This is a genomic window from Klebsiella sp. 10, from assembly GCF_018223925.1.
In the GTDB taxonomy this organism is placed as follows: domain Bacteria; phylum Pseudomonadota; class Gammaproteobacteria; order Enterobacterales; family Enterobacteriaceae; genus Klebsiella; species Klebsiella pneumoniae.
In genome coordinates, this window is record NZ_JAGRRB010000017.1 from 58662 (window position 1) to 80431 (window position 21770).

Annotated in this window: 15 protein-coding genes and 1 pseudogene; 9 read left to right on the plus strand and 7 right to left on the minus strand. The window is 52.2% G+C overall.

The window, feature by feature from the left end; translation table 11 throughout:
* The first annotated feature begins 7 nt into the window (after positions 1-7).
* The 5 genes and pseudogenes from KHQ26_RS19615 to KHQ26_RS19635 all read left to right on the plus strand — a co-directional run.
* The gene (locus KHQ26_RS19615; RefSeq protein WP_117254519.1) at positions 8-11341 is read left to right on the plus strand and encodes a phage tail tip fiber protein; all 11334 of its coding nucleotides are present in this window, start codon (positions 8-10) and stop codon (positions 11339-11341) included.
* Positions 11342-11409: 68 nt separating this feature from the next.
* Positions 11410-12837 (plus strand): tail fiber domain-containing protein, encoded by a 1428-nt coding sequence (locus KHQ26_RS19620; protein ID WP_014907806.1) that lies wholly within the window; start codon positions 11410-11412, stop codon positions 12835-12837.
* 423 nt (positions 12838-13260) lie between these two features.
* Positions 13261-14319, plus strand: a complete 1059-nt coding sequence (locus tag KHQ26_RS19625) for a diguanylate cyclase (RefSeq protein WP_004224164.1) — start codon at positions 13261-13263, stop codon at positions 14317-14319.
* 354 nt (positions 14320-14673) lie between these two features.
* Complete coding sequence (locus tag KHQ26_RS19630; RefSeq protein ID WP_014228923.1) at positions 14674-15366, plus strand: EAL domain-containing protein; 693 nt, start codon at positions 14674-14676, stop codon at positions 15364-15366.
* A gap of 634 nt (positions 15367-16000) precedes the next feature.
* Positions 16001-16168: pseudogene (locus KHQ26_RS19635) on the plus strand (isocitrate/isopropylmalate family dehydrogenase); the annotation flags it as partial.
* A gap of 272 nt (positions 16169-16440) precedes the next feature.
* Here KHQ26_RS19635 and KHQ26_RS19640 read toward each other — a convergent pair.
* The 4 genes from KHQ26_RS19640 to KHQ26_RS19655 form a co-directional block, all read right to left on the minus strand.
* Complete coding sequence (locus KHQ26_RS19640) at positions 16441-17154, minus strand: ArsR/SmtB family transcription factor (protein WP_004150799.1); 714 nt, start codon at positions 17152-17154, stop codon at positions 16441-16443.
* Entirely contained in the window at positions 17151-17543 is a 393-nt protein-coding gene (locus KHQ26_RS19645) for an amino acid-binding protein (protein ID WP_004150798.1), read from the minus strand. Before KHQ26_RS19645 ends, KHQ26_RS19640 begins: the two co-directional genes overlap by 4 nt.
* Positions 17536-17859, minus strand: a complete 324-nt coding sequence (locus KHQ26_RS19650; protein ID WP_004150797.1) for an antibiotic biosynthesis monooxygenase family protein — start codon at positions 17857-17859, stop codon at positions 17536-17538. Before KHQ26_RS19650 ends, KHQ26_RS19645 begins: the two co-directional genes overlap by 8 nt.
* A 118-nt stretch (positions 17860-17977) precedes the next feature.
* Positions 17978-18154, minus strand: coding sequence for a hypothetical protein (locus KHQ26_RS19655; RefSeq protein WP_032410215.1), 177 nt, complete (start codon positions 18152-18154; stop codon positions 17978-17980).
* On the opposite strand from KHQ26_RS19655, the gene KHQ26_RS19660 reads away from it, so the two are divergent.
* Positions 18102-18281: a hypothetical protein gene (locus KHQ26_RS19660; protein WP_004224175.1), complete on the plus strand. Its 180-nt coding sequence runs from the start codon at positions 18102-18104 to the stop codon at positions 18279-18281. The genes KHQ26_RS19655 and KHQ26_RS19660 overlap by 53 nt on opposite strands.
* Positions 18282-18307: 26 nt before the next feature.
* Here the strand turns inward: KHQ26_RS19660 and KHQ26_RS19665 are convergent, their stop codons facing one another.
* From KHQ26_RS19665 to KHQ26_RS19675, 3 genes are all read right to left on the minus strand, one after another.
* Positions 18308-18535 carry a DUF1272 domain-containing protein gene (locus KHQ26_RS19665; protein WP_004140530.1) on the minus strand — a complete coding sequence of 76 codons (228 nt, stop codon included), beginning with the start codon at positions 18533-18535 and terminating at the stop codon, positions 18308-18310.
* Between the two features lie 112 nt (positions 18536-18647).
* Positions 18648-19841, minus strand: coding sequence for a zinc-dependent alcohol dehydrogenase (locus KHQ26_RS19670; protein WP_021462619.1), 1194 nt, complete (start codon positions 19839-19841; stop codon positions 18648-18650).
* Positions 19842-20090: 249 nt separating this feature from the next.
* Positions 20091-20243: a hypothetical protein gene (locus tag KHQ26_RS19675; RefSeq protein ID WP_020804940.1), complete on the minus strand. Its 153-nt coding sequence runs from the start codon at positions 20241-20243 to the stop codon at positions 20091-20093.
* Between the two features lie 219 nt (positions 20244-20462).
* Between KHQ26_RS19675 and KHQ26_RS19680 the strand changes: the two genes are divergently transcribed.
* From KHQ26_RS19680 to KHQ26_RS19690, 3 genes are all read left to right on the plus strand, one after another.
* On the plus strand, positions 20463-20648 hold the full coding sequence (locus KHQ26_RS19680; RefSeq protein WP_004150795.1) for a general stress protein: 186 nt from the start codon (positions 20463-20465) through the stop codon (positions 20646-20648).
* Positions 20649-20738: 90 nt separating this feature from the next.
* Positions 20739-21233: a ferritin-like domain-containing protein gene (locus KHQ26_RS19685; RefSeq protein WP_004148027.1), complete on the plus strand. Its 495-nt coding sequence runs from the start codon at positions 20739-20741 to the stop codon at positions 21231-21233.
* A gap of 26 nt (positions 21234-21259) precedes the next feature.
* Positions 21260-21766 (plus strand): ferritin-like domain-containing protein, encoded by a 507-nt coding sequence (locus KHQ26_RS19690; protein ID WP_004140514.1) that lies wholly within the window; start codon positions 21260-21262, stop codon positions 21764-21766.
* Positions 21767-21770 lie beyond the last annotated feature (4 nt).

Here is a 21770-nt window from a genome sequence, read left to right on the forward strand (position 1 = left end):
GCGTAATATGGCAAATAACATAATTAAAGGGCGCAAGGGTGGCGGCTCAAAGCAGCGTACACCGACGGAACAGCCGGATGATTTACAGTCTGTTGCGAAAGCCAAAATTCTGCTCGCATTAGGTGAGGGTGAATTTGCAGGTGGTTTAACCGGGAAAGATATTTATCTTGATGGCACCCCGCTTGAAAATGCTGATGGTTCGCAAAACTTCAGTGGCGTGTCCTGGGAATTTCGCCCCGGCACGCAGGCTCAGACTTATATTCAGGGTATTCCCGGTACTGAAAATGAAATCAGTGTAGGAACGGAAGTTTCCAGCAAGACAGCCTGGACCCATACCTTTACTAATACCCAGCTTTCTGCCGTTCGTGTCCGCCTGAAATGGCCGTCCCTGATGAAACAGGAAGATGATGGCGACGTGGTGGGCAATACCGTCAAGTATGCGATTGACCTGCAGACCGACGGCGGCGCCTGGCAGACGGTGCTGGAAACCGCTGTCACGGGTAAAACCACCTCCGGTTATGAGCGGAGCCATCGTATTGATCTGCCCCATGCCGGCAGTACCTGGACGCTACGCCTGCGTAAAATCTCTCCGGATGCAAACAGTGTCAAAGTTGGCGACGTGATGACGCTGCAGAGCTATACCGAAGTGATTGACGCGAAGCTGCGTTATCCCAACACCGCGCTGCTTTATATCGAGTTCGACTCCAGCCAGTTTAATGGCTCCATTCCGCAAATTTCCTGTGAGCCGCGTGGGCGCGTGATTCGTGTGCCGGATAACTACAATCCGGAAACCCGCGAATATACCGGCGTCTGGACCGGCGGGTTTAAATGGGCCTGGACGGATAACCCGGCCTGGATCTATTACGACATTGTTACAGCTGACCGTTTTGGTCTCGGTAATCGTCTGAGCAGCGCCAATATTTCGAAATGGACGCTGTACCAGATTGCACAGTACTGCGATCAGCTGGTTCCTGACGGGCGCGGTGGTGACGGCATGGAGCCGCGCTATACCTGTAACGTCTACGTCCAGGAACGCAACGATGCTTACACCGTGCTGCGAGACTTTGCCGCCATTTTCCGGGGCATGACCTGCTGGAACGGTGAGCAGATTGTTGTGCAGGCTGATATGCCGCGTGATGTCGATTTTACCTATACGCGCGCCAATATTGTCGGCAAACCCCGTTATTCGAGCAGCAGCAGCCAGGTTCGGTACACCAACGCCCTGGTTTCCTGGTCTGATCCGGATAATGATTATGCTGATGCAATGGAGCCGGCGTTTATCCCGGAACTGGTTTCCCGCTACAGTTTTAACCAGCTCGAAATGACCGCGATTGGCTGTACGCGTCAGAGCGAAGCCCACCGTAAGGGGCTGTGGGGCATACTGACCAACAACAAAGACCGGGTCGTTGAGTTTGATGTGGGGCTGGACGGTCGCATTCCTCAACCCGGTTATATCATTGCCCTGGCGGATGAGTTGCTGGCCGGACGGGTCAACGGCGGGCGGATCAGCGCGGTGAATGGCCGGGTGATTACGCTGGATCGTGATGTGGATGCCAAACCTGGCGACCGCCTCCAGCTAAACCTGCCATCCGGGATCTCACAGAGCCGGACCATCCAGGCCGTTAACGGACGCCGGCAGATTACGGTCACAACGGCGTACAGTGAGACGCCAGAACGGGAATGCGTCTGGGCCGTAGAATCTAATGACCTCTTTCTGCAGCAGTACCGGGTCACAGGGGTAAAAGAGAACGGCGATGCCACCCTCACGATCACCGGCGTGTCACATGACCCGGATAAATTCGCCCGCATCGATACCGGCGCGATTATCGATCAGCGCCCGGTTAGCGTATTGCCGGCGGGCAACCAGTCACCTCCTGACGATATTGTCATCACATCCCGCTCGGTCGTGAATCAGGGGATCAGCGTCGAAACGATGCAGGTTAACTGGTCAGCGGTCAGCGGCGCTATTGCCTACGAGGCGCAGTGGCGCCGTAACGACGGGAACTGGATTAATGTTCCGCGCAGCTCGACCACCTCGTTTGAGGTCAGCGGCATTTATGCCGGTCGTTACCTGGTTCGCGTCCGTGCGATCAATGCGGCGGAGATCTCGAGCGGCTGGGCGTATTCCGAAGAGAAAACCCTGACCGGCAAGGTCGGCGAGCCGCTGGCACCGCTGGCGCTGGCAACCCGTTCGCTGGTTCATGGGGTCCAGGTTAGCTGGGAGTTCCCGACCGGCTCCGGGGATACGCTGCGCACGGAACTGCAGTACAGCAAAAACCAGGACGGCAGTGCGCCAATGCCGTTATCAGACGTAGCCTATCCGGGGAAAAGCTATCAGCAGATGGGCCTCAGTATGGGCGCCGAATTCTGGTACCGGGCGCGCCTTGTGGATCGTCTTGGCAATGAAAGCCCGTGGACCGGCTGGGTCCAGGGGATGGCCAGCGATAACTTTGATGACTACTACGAAAACCTGACCGACGCGATCAAGGATACGGATGCCTGGGAGGAAACGCAGCGTACCATTAGCGAAACGCAGGAAGGTATCCGCAATACGCAGCAGGAACTGGAGCAGACCGCTGAAGAGCTGCGTCAGGAAGCCGCAGATCAGGCGAAGCAAGTCAGCCAGGATATTGATGCATCTGCGAAAAGCATCACTGCTGATGTTGACGGAAAGATCTCCGCCGTGAATAAAACCATCACGGATGAGCTTACCTCGGTAAATGAGTCTCTCGATTCTGGTCTGGCTCAGGCAAACAAGGGGATTCAGGAGGCAAAATCCGCCGTCGCTGATGCGAATCAGCAGATAGCAATTTTGAGCAAGTCGCTGGCCGACGGCGATGCCGCATTGAATGCGCAGATTAAAACTGCCGAGAATGGCCTGAAGCAGTCGTTGTCTCAGGTCAACACCACGTTAACCAATGCGGTTAAGCAGGAAACTGCGGATCGTATCGCAGATGTTAACGCGAAGGCGGCACAGGCTGCTGATGAACTGCTGGCGGCAACGCAGGGGATTGAGGCGAGTATCGAGAGCCTGACTCAGGTAATGAAGAGTGCCGATGAAAATCTGGCGCGGGAAATGTCCAGCCTCGCTGCCGGCGCTAATATCCAGTTCGATTCGCAGGTTATCTGGCATTTCAACAATCAGACGACCGAGGGCTGGACCGGAAGCGCCGGCGTACCGGGAGTGTCCCAGGATGGCTGGTTACGCCCTGCTGACAGCGCCACCGATCCGTACATTACCTCTCCTGGCGGTTTGGCTGTCGATGGTGCGGCGTACCGCTTCATCATGCTGCGCTTTCGTAAAACCGGCAAACCAGTCTGGGCGGGTGAGATCCGTTGGGTGTCTGCCGGCGAAAACTTCAATAACACGAAGCGATACATTGTTGCTGAGCCAGAATATGCCGATGGGGTGGCAACCCTGACGGTGCGTGATATTCCTTGGACAGGGAACATTGATCGTATTCGTCTGGACCTGACGAACCAGCAGGATGCCAGCAACTTTATCGAATTCGACTGGATCGCCGTTGGCCGGCCAGCACCCGGCGCCAGTACGGCGGCTCTGCAGGATGTGCGCAGCACGCTGAGTAACGCGCTGACCGCCGAAGCGCAGGCACGCAGCACGCTGGCGGCGCAGATGCGTGGCTCCTATGAGGGCAGCGATCTGGAGAAAGTCACCTCCGGGCTGCTGTACCAGGAAAAAACGGCGCGCGTTACCGCCATCTCAGCGGAAGTTAAGGCCAGAGAGTCCCTGCAGACGCAGTTTAACGACAACAAAGCTGCTGTTTCTGGTGAACTGAGTTCCCTGACGACAGAGCAGAGTGCGCAGGCGAGTCGTATCGGAGGCCTGGAAACCAACCTCGGGAAAAAAGCCGATGCGACCGCGCTGACGTCCCTGACGCAGAAAGTTGAGCAACAGGGTGCCACGCTGACATCGCAGGGAGCCGCGTTAACATCACTCACTAACCGGATGGGCCAGACGGAAACGGGCCTGGCTGGTACGAATGAGGCGTTGAGCGGGCTGGAGTCTACTGTTACCCAGCAGGGCGACAGGATAACCAGCCAGGGTCAGTCCATCACGAAACTGACGAGCGATTTGGGCACGACAAATGCCGCGCTGGCGAAGAAAGCGGAGGCGAGCGCGGTCACCGCGTTAACACAGCAGGTAGAGCAAAACGGCCAGGATATTCGCAGCAATACTGACAGCATCACCAGTCTGTCGAATCAGCTGGTCAATGGCCAGCCGAATAGCTGGTCCCGTCGGATCTATCCTGTGCAGCTGGCTAACGCCGGGACAGTCCCGTCATTCAGCGATATTCGCGCCGTGGCGCCCGTGGTCGTGGATGAGGCGGCCGACGCGGCCAAACTGGACTTTACGTCCTCCGGTAGCTATCTGATCGCGCTGTATTCCTGCCAGGTAAAAGTGGCCGCCGATACCACCATCACAATGGCGCCCGGTAACAGGGTTTTTGATGATACCGGTGCTGTATTTGTAAATGGCGTTCAGGTTGCCTGGGGAAACGCCAGCTGGACTACCGTCAGTTTTGATCTGAAAGCCGGCTGGAATACCGTTGAGTTTCTGGTGAATCAGTGGACCGGCCAGGCGTATATCAACCTGGGCCTGAAGCTGTCAGACAAGGTTGCTGAGATGTACTCCGGTCTCGGTGTTTCCGCGCTGGCAAACGCAGCCGGCGTACTCAGCTCGAATGTCAGCCAGATTGGCAACGATGTGGTCAGCAATTCGCAGAGCATCACCCAGCTCCGGAATGCGCTGACGCAGACAGACGCGAACGTGGCCAGCAAAGCGGATCAGACGGCGATGAACTCGCTAACCGGACGAGTGGAGAAGACGGAATCCGGGTTGACGGCTGCTAACGCCAACATTACCTCGCTGAAATCCGCTGTACGGGCCGGAAACGCATCAGGCGGGGATTTAATTCCCAACCCGACATTTGACCCAACTTACGACCAGATGGGGTTCAGTGTGGTATCCACGACGGCTGAGGATGTTCCGTCGGGATGCCCGTATGGTTATGCGGCCAGAATTGCCAGCCGGGATCACCATCCTAACTTTGCCGCGTTCCCGGCCACGCTTAACGATGTGATTGAGATCAGCGCACTGGTTGCCTGTGGCGCCGGCACCGCGAATTTTAATCTGTATGTTGGTACTGCCGTTCGGCCAGATACGAGCACCGGTGCGCCACTCATGGCGGGTGGCGGAAAATCCCCCTCCGCGACCTGGCAGAGAACCACCTGGCGCTTCAAGGTCACGCAGGCGATGGTGGACAGGGGTTATATCCGCCCGTTCCTGCAGATCTCGCAGAACAGCCCGTATGGCACCGTATGGTTCGTTACGGACTGGCATATGCGAAATGTGACAGCGGCGCAAAAGGTTCAGGATACTGCGGACGCCACGGCGGCGGCGGTTGACTCCCTGACCACCACCGTGACTCAACAGGGTAATCTGCTGACCTCGACCGGCAACCGGACAACCCAGCTGGAAAACGGGCTGGCAACCACCAATGCCGCAGTGGCCAAAAAGGCTGATGCGACAGCGGTGCAGGATTTGACCAATACCGTCAAACAGCTGGGCAATGACCTGACGGCTGCGAACAGCGCCATCACGAAGCTGACCGGAAATCTTGCGAATACCGATAAAGCGCTGGCGCAGAAAGCCGATGCGACTGCGCTGGCCACGCTCGACACGAAAGTGACGCAGCAGGGCAAAACGCTGGAGAGCCAGAGCAATTCGCTGACGAACCTGTCGAACAGCCTCTCGCAGGTCGCGGCAGATATCGATGCCAGCGGGCAGATACCGGGTAACCTAGTCGTGAATCCCTCGTTTGAACGCGGGCTGGATGGTTATACCGGGCGGTCAACCGCGACCAGTGTGGTGGAGGTTTCCGCTCCTCACAGCGGGACGCGGGCGCTGAAGGTTGATCCGGGAAGCGTGTCTCCGGGGCAATACATCCCGTTTGTTCAGGGGCGAACCTATGAAATCGGGGTGTGGGTCAAGGAACCCGGAGCGACGACGGATAATGGCGCGGGGAACAACAAGCTGCGGATCGGTAACTCTGCCGGCCAGCCGGTTTTTGAGCGTCCATATAACAGCGGTACGGTGGGGACAAACTGGAGCCTGATTTCCGGTCGCTGGAAAGCGACGGAGACAGCCAGCCTGCCGGTGACGATGAGCAACTATCTGATTAGCGGAAGCCGCTACTTCGATGATTTTTACGTCACTGACGTTACCGACCGGGTGGACATCGATGCCACCGCCGGCGCCGTTACCGGACTGACGAACCGGGTCAGTACAGCGGAAGGGCATATCACCTCGCAAAGCCAGCAGCTGACGAACCTGCAGAACAGCCTGAACACGACAAATGCCGCGCTGGCGAAGAAAGCGGAGGCGAGCGCGGTCACCGCGTTAACACAGCAGGTAGAGCAAAACGGCCAGGATATTCGAAGCAATACTGACAGCATCACCAGTCTGTCGAATCAGCTGGTCAATGGCCAGCCGAATAGCTGGTCCCGTCGGATCTATCCTGTGCAGCTGGCTAACGCCGGGACAGTCCCGTCATTCAGCGATATTCGCGCCGTGGCGCCCGTGGTCGTGGATGAGGTGGCCGACGCGGCCAAACTGGACTTTACGTCCGCCGGTAGCTATCTGATCGCGCTGTATTCCTGCCAGGTGAAAGTGGCCGCCGATACCACCATCACAATGGCGCCCGGTAACAGGATTTTTGATGATACCGGCGCTGTATTTGTAAATGGCGTTCAGGTTGCCTGGGGGAATGCCAGCTGGACTACCGGCAGTTTTGAACTGAAAGCCGGCTGGAATACCGTTGAGTTTCTGGTGAATCAGTGGACAGGCCAGGCGTATATCAACCTGGGCCTGAAGCTGTCAGACAAGGTTGCTGAGATGTACTCCGGTCTCGGTGTTTCCGCGCTGGCAAACGCAGCCGGCGTACTCAGCTCGAATGTCAGCCAGATTGGCAACGATGTGGTCAGCAATTCGCAGAGCATCACCCAGCTCCGGAATGCGCTGACGCAGACAGACGCGAATGTGGCCAGCAAAGCGGATCAGACGGCGATGAACTCGCTAACCGGACGAGTGGAGAAGACGGAGTCCGGTCTGACGGCGGCGAACAGCAACATTACGTCGCTCAGCAGCTCTCTGAGCCAGCAATCCAAACGCGGCGCTAATCTGCTTCCTGATGGCACTTTTGAAAGCTACGCGGTTGGCCACAATCTGGCGAATAACCGTGCCATCGTGACCACTGACGACTCGCATGGCGGCAATAAATGCATTCGTGTGACGCGTCCGAATGACTACAATGCCAATGCAACTGACAACACTGATACCCACATTTTCAGCGGATTCCAGGTTCGCGATAACGCAGTCTTCTATATGGAATGCTGGGTTAAGCTGGATGCCAAGAGTACCGCTATGGCCGAGAACGTGCAGATTTCCGTCGGCTTATCGCTCCAGTATCAGGACAACTCCTGGCAGTGGCCGGCAGTTACCAAAGCGGCAAAGGATCTCTCTTCAACTCAATGGACGAAGGTTTCTGGTTACCTGAAATCAACGAAGAGCGGTATTAAGCAGGCAATGGTCAGGATTTCTATTCCTAACGTTAGCAGCGTTAAGGCGGGTAACTCATTCCTCATTGATGACCTGGTCATTACCGAAGTGACTGATGCCTACAATGCGCAAAGTACAGCAGATGCTAACGCTAATGCGATTTCGACACTGAACTCGACCGTATCCCAACAGGGCGACCAGATCACCAGTCAGGGTAACAGCATCACTAAACTGACAAATGACCTGGCGACGACTAATAACAACGTCAGCAATAAAGCAGACGCTAATGCTCTGACGGCACTGACCAACCGTGTTACCCAGACCGAAAAAGACATTAACTCAACGAGTTCGTCTGTCACGAATCTGAACAACAAGGTTGATTCTATTTCTGTCGGTGGAACAAACCTGATCAAGAACTCCGGCGATATGGCCGGCTGGTCGAACGTTACCAGCGAGACGTATCGTGGTAACGCGGTAATTGGTGCAACGGTAAAAGCCGGCTCCGGTTACAAGGATCTGCGGGAAATCACGCTTGAGTCGCCTGTCGATGCAGGTGAGTACGTTTACAGCTTCTATGCGAAAGGTGGTGTTGCCGGCCAGACGATGACGGCGTTCTTCTACAATCCGAACACCACAACGTCTATCGAGACCAGCCAGGGTGCGAAAGGTAATAACACCGATGGCCGTGCGTACTTCACGCTGACCACTTCATGGGTTCGCTATTGGGTTAAGTGGAAACAGACACCTACCACGGGTACCAAGCGCCTGATTCTGTGCCGTATCGAGAGTAATACCTCCAAAGACCAGACGGTGTACATCAACAGTCCGAAGTTTGAGGTAGGTAACGTTGTTTCCGACTGGAACGACTCTCCGGCTGATAGCGCCAGCGCGTCGGCTGTGGACTTGTTGACAACGACAGTGAATCAGCAGGGCACTTCAATAAGCTCTATCGGTAATCGCACCACATCGCTGGAAAACGGGCTGTCGACAGCTCAGAATAACATTGCCAGGAAGGCTGATGCTTCTGCATTGCAGGATCTCCGGAACACGGTGACATCTCAGGGGGGCGATTTAACTGCGGCGAACAGTAGCATTACCAGCCTGCAGGCCTCGATGAACCGTCGCACTGTGTTTACTGTCACTGCACGGGGAAATGGCAACAGCGTAACTCCTGGGGTTTTTGATGAAAGCGGCAAAAACCTGTTTACCCCTGGTCGCAGTTGGGCACTGGTCACTTTTGCAAAACACAGCGACGGATCAACGGTGATTGCGACATCCAAAACATACGATGTCTTTGGCAGCGCGAATAATGGTGCCACGATGTCGGCTGATATCGAGGCGTTGGCCAGTGGCACTTACGTTTGCGTCCTGACATTCGATGAGCCATCTGGCAACCGAGGTAAGATATTGTCTGCTCTGGAATCTCTTGGTGGTACATCCGAAGTCGTCAACTCCCTGCCGTATCGTGGTGCCTATATTCTCCTTGGCCGCAAAGGCATGAGGTCGGGCGATGGTCTGGAACTGCGTGCGCCAACCGGTGGTGACGCCACCGCTCACATTTCGACCTCAGTCGAATTTGTGAACGGGATAATGATGGGGCTGGGTGCAGCCGGCGGTGTGATGATGAAGGCTGATGCGAACGCGTCGGCAATTACCACGCTCCAGAACACAGTGAAGACCCAGGGGGGTAATATTGACTCCCTGAGTTCCTCGATAACGGCGCTGGAGAACAGCCTCAGGTCGACAAACGATACGGTGAGTAAAAAGGCTGACACGACTGCAGTGAGTTCACTGACTGGTCGCGTAAGCCAGGTGGAAAACACTATCACCAGCCAGTCGCAGAGTATCACGTCGCTGACCAGCAGCATCAATACCATCAGTACTCAGGGAGCTAATCCGTGGGTTGACGGTACGTTCGAAAGCTACGGAGATGGTCATGTGCTGGGCGGGGGCGGCACCGCCGTTGTGGTGGCGTCTCAGAAATTCACCGGCAATAAGAGCCTGCAGGTGAGTCGAGGAGCGAACAACAACGGCAACAGCGATAAACAGCTTGGGAGCTGGCAGTCAGTCCGTGAGGATGCGAAGTTCCGGTTTGAGTTCTGGGCTATGATGCCGGCGGATCAGGCGCCATCCTCCGGGTGGACAACGCTGGTCGGCATTAACTCACTGAATGCTGCCGGTCAAAACTCCTGGCAGTCGGCGGTCACTGTCAGCGAAGCCGCTCTTGGTGCGCGTGATAAGTGGGTGAAATTTACGGGTATTGCCAGTAACAACGGGGGTGGGAGAACACGCGCAGTGGTCTGGATCTCTACCCGTGGCGCCTCCGGCAGCGGCACCCCCGGTTATTCGCTGTATATCGATGATCTGGTTATCACGGATGTTACCGATGCGAAAGCGGCACAGGATGCCTCTGACGCGACGGCGAGTGCCGTGAGCGGTCTGACGGCTCGCGTAACGGATGCCGAAGGGAAAATCACCGCCCAGGCGCAGCAGCAGACGGCACTGGCCACGAAAGTGGATAATGCCAACTCCCGCGTCGATAACATGGCGAAGACGCTAAGCGACAGCCAGAGCACACAGGCCAGCCTGAATACCTCGCTTCAGTCGCAGATTGACGCGCAGGCGGCCGCCAACATCAAAAACCAGACGACGCTGGACAACACGATTAAATCGGTGGCCAGTATCACCAGTACCCAGCAGACGCATGCAACGGCACTGGAGGCGCTGGCAACGCAGCAGACGACCCTGACATCCAGTGTCGGGGATCTCAGTGCTTCCGTTCAGAACACCGCCAAAACCGTGGCGGATGTGAATGGTACGGTGAGTTCGCTGTGGTCGATGAAGGTTGAGACGGTTAACGGGAAGAATGTTGGCGCGGGGATTACGCTGGGCAGCAATGGTGAAACGAGCGACATGATCCTCTACGCTGACCGCTTCTCGCTGTTTAACCGTAATAATGCGACGGCTGTTCCGGTGATGGTTGCCGAAGGCAATGAGCTGTATATCGATACGGCACGTATCAAAAACAGTTCCCTGACCTCAACCAAAATCGCGGACGGTTCCATCACGAACGCGAAGATCGGCCACGAGATCCGCTCGAATGACTTTGTTGACGGGTCACGCGGCTGGCGTATCGCTAAGGATGGCTCTTCGCAGTTCAACAACGTGATCGTTCGCGGTGCGGTTTATGCGACTGACGGCTGGTTCCAGGGTACGGTATATGCGAACCACATCGAGGGCGACATCGGGTCATTTGCGATCAACATCGCTCAGCACCGCACGCGCAAGGTGCCGAAGGCTACATGGCAGTGGTTTGAGCTGGCCCGGTTCCGGCGGCAGAATTTCGACCAGGTGATCAATATTCGCGGTGGACTCCTCCAGACGGATAGCATCACTATCGACGGCGGCGCGAAACTCAGAGCGGGGATGTCCTACGCGCCAGGGGCTGACGGCGGACTGAATCCTGGCTATCTGTCGTATGCAATGCTTCTTCGTGGCACAGGCGCTACGTCTGGTGGCGGCAGTATGGAGCTAGGCATTGAGCTTATGTATGAAACAGGTGGAGCAACACGCCTGTTAACGGCGCAAGAGTCAATGAACGTAGACAACATGTCATTTGTCGTCCCTGCCGGTACTGGCGACGCTGTTCTGCGATATGGCTGTTACCTGGACCGTAACGGACAGATGGTATTAACCATCCTCTCAAGATTCGACGCCTTCGCCGCGCGCAATAACAACGTAATTCGCGGTTCATCAACCTGATAACAATATATGGCCCCGCAAGGGGCCTTTTCTTTTTCCAGGGAAAACCATCCAGGAGGAACTTTATTATGGCGATGTATGAAGTCGGTACCGTCACGGGTGCCGCGTCGCAGGCACGGGTGACAGGTGCGACAACAAAATGGTCACAGGAGGCGCTGGGGATACTGCCCGGGTCGATTCTAGTGGTCTACCGCAGCGGTAGTGCTGACCTGTATGCGATCAAATCCGTGGACAGCGACACGCAACTGACGCTGACCCGGAATATCACCACCGCATTTTCCGGTGCCAGTTACGGCATTATTACCGCTGAAACCGCCAGCACCTCGTCGTTTGCTAACCAGCTGGCCAGCGCGTTTGCATTCTGGCGTAGTGTAGTGGAGGGCTGGTCGATGGCCCTGACCGGCAGCGGCAATATCACCCTGACTGACCCGATCACAGGAAAGCAGGTGACCGTGCCGGCGATAGCCGGGATGGCGAAGGCCTCGGATCTTAACGCGCTGGCAAAACTCACCGGAGGAAACAAACTCGACGGCTCGCAGGTTATAACCAGCGATAATGCCGGTTTTATACTCGGTAAGAACTCAGATCTGGCTCTGCTCAAAAAACAGGGGCAAGGCGGGACAATTGCCGTTGGCTCGGGAACACCGTTTAGGGTTCAGCGTTCAAGAGCGACCACTGTATCACCGGCAGACACCTTTGATGACATCCTCGTTATTGGCACCAATAACCAGACGACGTTGCCCGGAGATTTGGTTGTCGGTGGTGGTTTCGATAATACGGCAAAGGGCAAGCTGTATTCCCAGGCGTTAGAGCTATCGATGAGCACGCCATACATCGACTTTCATTTCAACGGCAGCATCGCCGACTTTACCGCCCGCATTATCCAGGACCGGCAAAACAGACTAAATATTCAGGGCAATGCCAGCTTGTTAGTTACCGATGGCAATTTAACCGCTGGCTCAACAATGCCCGGCAATATCGCAGTCGGCCAGCAGGTCACCGCCGCACCTGTGCGGTCTCAGATGTTGGGAAGAGGCGCTTACGGCGACCCGGACGGCGCATACGTGCAAATGTACATGGAGGAGAAGGTCGGCACTGAGCACCGGATCGTGCTGTACTCTGACGGTTTCGGAAGAACCGATGCCTGGCTATTTCGGCCTGGCGGCACAATCACCACCGGCAAAGGTGACGTCATGACTACCGGTTCTGACGTTCGTCTGAAAGACGGGTTTACAGAACCTCAGGAAGGGGCCTCCAGGCGCATTAATGCGCTGGGGGTATGCGAGTTCAATATGAAAGGCGAAACGCGCCGGAGGCGTGGTTTTATCGCTCAGCAGGCTGAAAAAGCTGATGATCTGTATACTTTCCTCGGCATCGAGCAGGAGATCGATGGCGAAAAATTCAGGGTGATGAATGTTGATTACACGGCCATCATCGCCGATTTGGTAACAGTGGTGCAGGATTTGATTAGGCGAGTTGACGCACTAGAAAGTTGAGGAGCATAAAAAATCCCCCGGAGGCACTTGCCGGGGGCAACTGTAACGACATTAATTGCTGTGTACATCACAGAATAATTTGGAGTAAACGATAAGTAAGTTCAAGTAAATTTTTACTGGTCAGATGTTGTGTCGTTGTTTAATAATCTACCAAAATTAATAATGCAATAGTGATAAATCCTGTTGGGTTTTCATGTTTAAGGATATAACCCTAAAGTATTGCCTTTCATTAGATTTAAAACGTACAGATAGATTCAAGAAAAATGGATGCAAAATGTTATTATTGATACGTTTATCAATAATTGAAGTGCAATCTTGTAATTTTCACATCCATGTTATAACTTTGTAATGCAGGGCGGTTTTATCTTGTAATTTAGTGGTTTAAAGTGATAGCGGCTCTTAGTGATTTATAATAGGCTTTCTATGTTAACAAAATTCCCAGATGAAAAATACATATCTGACAGAAATTCATCGTTTATTAAAAGAGTATATTTCTTACGTCAGATAGGTGTCGTTCTTTGCTTTCTTCCTATATATTCAGTCCTCCAGGAACAGTCACATCAAAAAATAACGATAGCCCTGTTAATTTTGAATGCACTCATCTGGCCATCGGTTGCTTATCTGGCAAGCATGATGTCGAAGGATATGCTGAGTACTGAAAAAAAGAATATGGTACTCGATTCATTCTGGGCTGGTATCTGGATAGCCGTAATGCAAGCTAGCCCAATTCCATCATTATTCATAATCTCCGTTCAAATAGCTGATCGCTATGCTGCTGGTGGATGGAAAATTTTAAAACCAGCATTAACGTGGATGATGATTAGTTTCGTGATAGTTTGGTTAGCAAATGATTTCAGATATACTATAGAATTCAGCACCCGAACGGTATTGCTTTCTTTACCGTTGGCAACCTGTTATCCCATAGTGTTGAGTGTTGTTTCAAGGCACTTATCTATAAAGTTGAGGAAAAGAAGGGAGTTACTGGAAAAACAGGCGCTGATGGATCCTGGCTTAGATCTGCCAAATCGCCGATTTTTTGAGCAAAAAATGGAAAGTGCTTTTCGTGCGACGCGTAAAAAGAGAATTCATTCTTATCTTATGCTCATTGATGTTGATAATTTTAAAAAAATTAATGATACATATGGTCATGAAGTAGGTGATGCGGTGTTATCTCGTATATCAACAATATTACGAGAGTGCGCTGGCGAGAAGGATGTGCCAGCAAGATTTGGTGGCGATGAGTTGGCTATTATTGTTAACAACAGTAATAGCAAGCTTGTTATAGCCATGGTTGATATAATTCAGGAAAAAATTAAAGATCTTTCATTGCCTTCTCATAAAGATATGTACTGTACTGTCAGTATCGGTATTTCTTGTGCAGAAAATAAAGAATCAATTATCGAGTGGATCAAAGAGGCTGATCAAATGCTATATGAAGTTAAACGTAATGGGAAGAATGGATATTGCATGCCGAATAATTGAAGATGAAATGATTTATTTTCTTATGATGTTATACCTATAAATGTTTAAGATGGTTTATTATCGGCATTATCATCGCAGATAAATTTCTTCGGAACCTCAGACACCTTCTCAACTAACGTTTGATATCTGGCACTAAATTATTAGTATTTAATAACACATTGATTTTATTGTGATTTATAATGAAATCATGTTTCTATTTTTACCTTTCACTTCATTTGATTTGAATTACCGATCAATTTGTGGTGTGTGATAGGTTTCGCCTATTGTTCGATCATGATCGATCATTTTAAACTATTTCTCTTTCATTTATAATTATGACACGATTAGGAATATTCTTAGTTCCGGTGTTTTTTTATGTTAAAGAACAGTGTGGAAATAGAATCCTGCAGGTTTGTTTTAGAACCATCTTACAAAAAAGATGGTTCTATTCATTCTTGGGAAATTCTCACGAAAAGTGTTAAAAAAAAGAACGCTAATGATTATCATGCTAATGAAGGTCTTTTTTGCTTCAGTTCGCTAAGCGATAAAGAAAAAATCGATGTGTTTAAGAGACAGATATTGACAATTGAAAAGCTTGATGCATCAAAATTGAAGTTCAAGCCAGTTTCGTTGAATGTTGACAGTCTTATTAGCGATTGTATTTTGAACGATAAATATATTGGTGATTACTTAAAAAACCAAAAAAACATTGCTTTTGAGATTAACGAGTATTTTCATGAATTCAATACTAAATGCTGTATGGTTGACTTAAAGTGTCTTTCAAAATTGTGTCCAGTATGGCTGGATGATTTTGGAAGGGGCTTAACAAGTTTAACAATTATTGATATGTTTAATTTTGAATGTATAAAAATTGATAAAGATTATTTCTGGGAAATACAGAGTGAGAGCGAATTCTTTAAAAGAATAAATAAAATAAAATCATACTGCAATTTCGTGATTGTTGAGGGAGTTGAGACAATAGAACAAAAAAATAAAGTACATTCTGTTGTTGATTGCGCTTGCCAGGGAAGGTTGTGGATGAGTGATTACTATTATGTTGAGATTTAAAATAAATGACAACAAAAGATGATAAATGTCCATTTTGTGGTGCAGTTTTAATTAATGAGGACCACTGCCACAGCTGCCATGCATTTAAGATTAAAGGCTATGTATCAAGAGACGCACGCAAGACAATTAATTTGATATCTATCTGCACATCTTTACTGGTAGCGCTCTTTGGGATCTTGGTTGTGTTTCTGGTATCTTTCGGTATCGGGACATATATTGCTATCATTGCGTTTTCTCTTATTTTATATTTTATTATGAAAAGGATTCTGCATATAAAAGAAGAACAAAAAGGGAAGATGGTTTGGAAAAGAGCAATCATTACATGGTAGGTAGTAATTAAATAATATAATGGCGCTGCTTGTTCCAATGCAAGCCTCGGATTCCGAGGCTTTTTTATTTTCTTTTCAAATCATGAGTTATAACACCGGAGATATTTAACCCGACTCACAGGGAGTAAGTATTATTGGCTAATAATTCACTATCCAGATGAGCTGAAAAACTCAAAGCCAGTTATCAAAACTGAAAATATACTAATGAATTTCAATAGGTTAGGGCTTAGGTTAAACACATTAATAACGTATCAAAAATACCTATTTTTCTATTTAAATCAACAAGTAATGATGTTATTGGTTAACTACTGCTGCGCCACATGCAGTGGTTCGAAGCCGCAGACCTGATCGTCAAAGGCATGGAAGGCGCTATCGCCGCCAAGACCGTGACCTATGACTTCGAACGTCTGATGGAAGGCGCTAAACTGCTGAAATGTAGCGAGTTTGGCGACGCGATTATCGCGAATATGTAATCCCGTTGGTGGATTAAGTAAAAGCGGGAGCCGATGGGCTCTCGTTTTTTTTCGCCTTCAGGCAATTATTCTGCCGGACGCTTGAAGCATTAGGCGATGGCGAATGTCCCGCAGCGCAACGTTCAACAAAGCTATATACCTCATGACAGGGAGAGATCCATTTGCCGTAAGAGCTCGCATGAAAACGGATTGCACGCCAGGCGTCATACTGATGGCCCGACCGGCTTAAACCGGGGCCGTTCGGCGAAAATGTGCTGTAGCCTAAACTCAGGCTATCCGCGCACTTTCAGATTAAACAGCCGGGACAGCGCCGCTCTGCCGCTATCCGTCACTTGTACTTCCCGATATCCCGGTGCGCGCGTTATCCATCCTTTTTGCAGGAACAGCGTCATTAGCGCCGAGCCGGCGTCGCCGCCCAGATGAAAACGTCTTTCGCTCCAGTCGAGACAGGGGCAGCAAGGCTTACGCCGTGGGCGGGCGTTAAACACTGCGCCAAGGCGTTCAAGCTGGGTTTTACCGGCTGACGTCAGGGCCAGGCCATCTGCCGCCAGCCATTTTTCCCTCAGCATAAATTCATAAATATTGACCGCCAGCTCGCCCGCCAGATGATCGTAGCAGGTCCGAGCGTAGCGAAGATTAACCGGCGTGCTGGGGAGAAGCGTCTTATGCGCTTGCATAGAGACGCCCATCAGGTTTTCCAGCAGCCCGGCAATATGCGAGCCCGCCAGGCGGTAATAGCGGTGGCGCCCCTGCGCGAGACACACCACCAGTCCGTTGCTGAGCAGCCGGGCAAGATGGCCGCTGGTGGTGGAGGCGGACACCTCGGCGACCGTACTGAGTTCGGTTGCCGTCCATGCGCGCCCGTCCATCAGCGCGCAGAGAATACTGACCCTTGACGAGTCAGAGAGGGCGGAGGCCACCATCGCCATAGCGGTTTCCAGCGCCTCCTCTGGCTCACTGTCTTGCTGCGGTTTCAGGAGATTCATTCAGAAAGTATGGCCCATTTTTTGGTCACTTCCGCTGCCCGGGCGTCATCATCGGTAAGGAGAATGAGCCGGTTACGGTGGTCGCTGTACTGTACCAGAATATTAATACCATTATGGGCCAGGGTGTCTGCGATGTCTCCCAGTTCCCCTGGTCGTTCCTGAGGTAACTTTCGTATCAGAGGACGGCATACATTGCTGACCGTAAAGCCGGCCTCGGTCAGCACCCTGCGGGCTGTCTCACCGTCTTCCACCAGAAAATGCGCATGTCCGGCATCAGGCGTGGTGAATACGCCACCGCCTTCGAGCCCCACGCCGTTGTTACCCAGCGCCATACCCATTGCGCCAAGCGAGCCCGGCGAGTTGCTGAGAATCACGTGAATGTCATACATCTGACTGTGCTCCCCGATCCGATGCGTAATCCCGGAACACGCGGGCGACGCGTATTCTGTAATATGAAAAAATCGATGCTTTGCCTTCGCGCTGGGCAGCCAGATGCCGCTCATTTTGCTGCCAGTTGGCCACCGATGCTTCATCTTCCCACCAGGATAACGAGAGGATTTTGCCGGGCGTACTCAGGCTCTGAAAGCGCTCAATGGCAATAAACCCCGGCGTGTCTGAAAGCAAAGGCGTCAGCCCGGCCGCCAGCTGAAGATATCTTTCCTGTGCTTGTGGTAAGGCGTCGGCCTCAAAAAGTACCGCAATCATAAGTCTGCTCCATGGTGAATTTCCCGGCAGTCTACTGACGGCCAGAGCAGGAAGCTTCGGTGTGCAGCGAAATATGCCTGGCAGGAGATCAACGATTGCAACGGAAATGCTTCCAGCGTTATTGCGATGGTGAATAAAAAAGACCGCCAGCCATGCGATACGGCAGCCTGAGTGCACAGGGCTGGCTGAGTTTTAGTGAAATCGCGATGTGGGGGGATAAACCCTGAGGGCTGCGGCTATCGATGAAAGCGATCGCCGACGGGCAGTACGGGCGGGAAAGCCGTTTTACTGACATGCAGAATATGAACCCGGAAACGCTCGCCCGGACTAGCGAAGCGCCGCCGGGCGATAATCGAAAGAGCACGTTGTCTGCCACCGGTCACGCCTTCAGGCTCCGCGCTCTCCTCGGGCGTGAATTTTAACCTTAGCCGGGAGACCTGCGTCTCGCCTACTGTGCATGGCGGCGCAGGGTGGAGGCGGGGTGGCGCCGCAGCGCCTCTTCGGGACGCACAGGGCGCCGCACCAGTTCGCCGCCGCAGTTCGGGCAATGTCCGTTCAGTCGCGTCGTCATGCAGTCCCGGCAAAAGGTGCACTCGAACGAACAGATAAACGCCTCGGGTGAGTCTGGCGGCAGATCTTTATCACAGCATTCGCAATTCGGACGTAACTCGAGCATCAACTTCTCCTCTGGTGAACGGCTATATCAGCGACGGCGGGCCAAAGCACGCTATGTTTATATCATGCCGCGATCGGTCCGCCGAGAATTTCCTTGCGCGGTAATCGCCTTCTCAGAGGGTCGCTTTCCCGGGCTGCATTCCCGGTACGAGGATCACTTTGCGGCACGCCTCTTCACGTTTCTCAAAGATCTGATAGCCGCGCGCGGCCTCCTCCAGCGGCATATGGTGAGTGACAATCTCCTCCGGGGTAAGCAGCCCTTGCTCAATAAGCGCCAGCAGATCCGGCAACCAGGCGTGGACGTGGGTTTGTCCCATCCTGAAGGTCAGTCCTTTATCAAAGGCATCGCCAAACATAAAGCCGTGGATGAAACCGGCGTAAACCCCGGGTACGCTGACGATGCCGCCGCGGCGCACGGCGGCGATGCACTGGCGCAGGGCTTTTCCGCTGCTCCCCTCGATTTTCAGGGTGCTGAGGACGGTTTCCGTAAGGCTACCTTTCGCCTCGAAGCCCACGGCGTCGATCACCGAGTCGACGCCGCGATGGCCCGGCGTGTTATCGATAATCCACTGCGCAGGATCGTCATGGTGGTCAAAGTTTATCGGGATCGCGCCATAGCGTTGTTGCGCGAAATCGAGTCGGTAATCGTTATGATCGATGATAAATATCTGTTCTGCGCCATTGAGCCTGGCGCAGGAGGCGCAGAGCAGGCCTACCGGGCCGGCGCCAAAAATAGCCACGCTACTGCCGGGTTTGACCTCGGCGTTTTTAACCGCCTGCCAGGCGGTGGGCAGAATATCTGACAGAAACAGCACCTTTTCATCGGGTAAGGTGTCTGGCACTTTAAACGGTCCGGTATTGGCTTTGGGGACCCGTACATATTCCGCCTGGCCGCCCGGGATCCCGCCGTACAAATCGCTATAGCCAAACAGCGCCGCCGGTGGCGAAATGCCTTTTCGATTGAGCGTCGCTCCCTGGCCGCTATTGGTGCTTTCGCAGGCGGCATACTGCTGCAAGCGACAAAAGAAGCAGTCTCCGCAGGCGATGACAAACGGGATAACCACCCGGTCGCCTTTGCGGACCGCGGTGACCTCGGAACCGGCTTCCACCACTTCCCCCATAAATTCATGGCCGAAAATATCACCATGGTGCGTGCCGGGGATCTTTCCGCGGTACAGATGCAGATCGGAACCGCAAATCGCTGTCGCGGTGACGCGCAGAATAATATCGTCCGCTGCCTCAAGAGCCGGGTCAGGCATGGTGTCGACGCTGACATGATGCGGGCCGTGATAAGTGAGTGCTTTCATAGAATATTCTCCTCGAGAGAAAGGTTGACAGCATGCGGTTCTTCGGCCTGGTGAACGGCTGCTATCGTCACCGATAAATCATCGTAAAAAATAAAGCGTAGAGTACTAATAATGGAACTGCGTGATATTCCAGGAGCTGAATATATTCCACGCTTCGCTTATTTCCCGGCTGGTCTGTTCGAGTTATTTGCCTATTGCCCTTATGTGTGCCAGTATTAATCGGGCATGATATTCGCTCCATTTTGTTTGCTAGCCGCTTCCCCAGCGGCTTTTTTTATCCGTAAAACCAGGAAAAATTCTGAATTTCAGTCTGGCAAAGAGCAATGCTGCCGCTTCGTTATATAACCCAACGGTAGTAATCCTCCGGTATAGATAATTCTTTGCCGCAGAGGTGATCTGCATACATTATTTCCCTGAACACAGTGAGTTAGCGGCAAGGTGCCGTCTGGTTATTTTTCAGGTGTCTTGTAGAATTATTCCGAATTACTGCTAAAAGGTGTCGAAAAAACGGAATAATAATTTGACTAACCAGCATTACCCGCTAGATTTAAATATCGAACGACGAGTGATACGGAATATTTTCGTATCGTACTGACATAACCGATATACATGAGGTGAAATATGGCAGAGCATCGTGGTGGTTCCGGTAATTTTGCTGAAGACCGTGAAAAAGCTTCTGAAGCAGGTCGTAAAGGTGGTCAGCACAGCGGCGGGAACTTTAAAAATGATCCGCAGCGTGCGTCCGAAGCGGGTAAAAAAGGCGGACAGAATAGCCACGGCGGTGGCCGCAAGTCCGATAATTCCTGATTATCCTTTTCCTTGCACCCTGAAGTGAAAGTATCTCCTGCGAGTCTGTCACAGACTCGCAGTTATTTTCTGACTCCAGAAGGTATTTCTATGAATATGAAAAGCATTGAAGATGTATTTATTCACCTGCTCTCAGATACCTACAGCGCAGAGAAACAATTAACCCGCGGGCTGGCTAAACTAGCCAGAGCGGCGTCCAGTGAAAAACTCAGCGCGGCGTTCAATGCTCATCTTGAAGAAACCCAGGGCCAGATCGAACGTATCGACCAGATTATTGAACAGGAATCCAACCTGAAAATCAAACGCATGAAATGCGTGGCCATGGAAGGATTAATCGAAGAAGCTAATGAAGTCGTTGAGAGCACGGAAAAAAATGAGGTACGTGATGCTGCATTAATTGCCGCTGCGCAAAAGGTCGAGCATTACGAAATTGCCAGTTACGGTACTCTGGTCACCCTGGCAGAGCAGTTGGGCTATAAAAAAGCAGCCAAACTGCTTGCCGAAACCCTGGAAGAAGAAAAACAAACCGATGTGAAATTAACCGATCTGGCGGTAGGTAATATTAATAAGAAAGCGGAAAAATAAACTCTCCCTGACACGAGGAAATCACGATGAATCACGTTGAACATTACCATGACTGGCTACGAGATGCGCATGCCATGGAAAAACAGGCAGAGTCCATGCTGGAATCAATGGCTGGCCGTATCGATAATTATCCGGATCTCCGTGCCAGAATCGAACAGCATGTTAACGAGACCAAACGGCAAATTACCGTGCTGGAAGAGATCCTCGACCGCAATGAGATTTCGCGCTCGGTGATTAAAGATTCGATGAGTAAAATGGCGGCTCTCGGCCAGTCCATCGGCGGGATGTTTCCTTCCGATGAAATCGTCAAAGGCTCGATCAGCGGGTACGTTTTCGAGCAGTTTGAAATCGCCTGCTATACCTCTCTACTGGCGGCCGCTGAAAAAGCAGGCGATACCGCCTCCATCCCAGCCATTGAAGCCATACTGGCGGAAGAGCGGGAAATGGCCGACTGGCTGATTAAACATATTCCTCAGACCACGGAGCAGTTTCTCCTGCGTTCAGATGCTGACGGCGTAGAAGCGAAAAAATAACCCA

Bases quoted from the DNA above. Each gene is read 5' to 3' on its own strand.
- KHQ26_RS19615 (WP_117254519.1), top strand. From the start codon at position 8: ATGGCAAATAACATAATTAAAGGGCGCAAGGGTGGCGGCTCAAAGCAG.
- KHQ26_RS19655 (WP_032410215.1), bottom strand. From the start codon at position 18,154: ATGTCAGTAAAACGGCTTTCCCGCCCGTACTGCCCGTCGGCGATCGCT.
- KHQ26_RS19645 (WP_004150798.1), bottom strand. From the start codon at position 17,543: ATGTATGACATTCACGTGATTCTCAGCAACTCGCCGGGCTCGCTTGGC.
- KHQ26_RS19660 (WP_004224175.1), top strand. From the start codon at position 18,102: ATGAAAGCGATCGCCGACGGGCAGTACGGGCGGGAAAGCCGTTTTACT.
- KHQ26_RS19630 (WP_014228923.1), top strand. From the start codon at position 14,674: ATGTTAAAGAACAGTGTGGAAATAGAATCCTGCAGGTTTGTTTTAGAA.
- KHQ26_RS19690 (WP_004140514.1), top strand. From the start codon at position 21,260: ATGAATCACGTTGAACATTACCATGACTGGCTACGAGATGCGCATGCC.
- KHQ26_RS19665 (WP_004140530.1), bottom strand. From the start codon at position 18,535: ATGCTCGAGTTACGTCCGAATTGCGAATGCTGTGATAAAGATCTGCCG.
- KHQ26_RS19685 (WP_004148027.1), top strand. From the start codon at position 20,739: ATGAATATGAAAAGCATTGAAGATGTATTTATTCACCTGCTCTCAGAT.
- KHQ26_RS19675 (WP_020804940.1), bottom strand. From the start codon at position 20,243: ATGCAGATCACCTCTGCGGCAAAGAATTATCTATACCGGAGGATTACT.
- KHQ26_RS19670 (WP_021462619.1), bottom strand. From the start codon at position 19,841: ATGAAAGCACTCACTTATCACGGCCCGCATCATGTCAGCGTCGACACC.
- KHQ26_RS19620 (WP_014907806.1), top strand. From the start codon at position 11,410: ATGGCGATGTATGAAGTCGGTACCGTCACGGGTGCCGCGTCGCAGGCA.
- KHQ26_RS19650 (WP_004150797.1), bottom strand. From the start codon at position 17,859: ATGATTGCGGTACTTTTTGAGGCCGACGCCTTACCACAAGCACAGGAA.
- KHQ26_RS19625 (WP_004224164.1), top strand. From the start codon at position 13,261: ATGTTAACAAAATTCCCAGATGAAAAATACATATCTGACAGAAATTCA.
- KHQ26_RS19680 (WP_004150795.1), top strand. From the start codon at position 20,463: ATGGCAGAGCATCGTGGTGGTTCCGGTAATTTTGCTGAAGACCGTGAA.
- KHQ26_RS19640 (WP_004150799.1), bottom strand. From the start codon at position 17,154: ATGAATCTCCTGAAACCGCAGCAAGACAGTGAGCCAGAGGAGGCGCTG.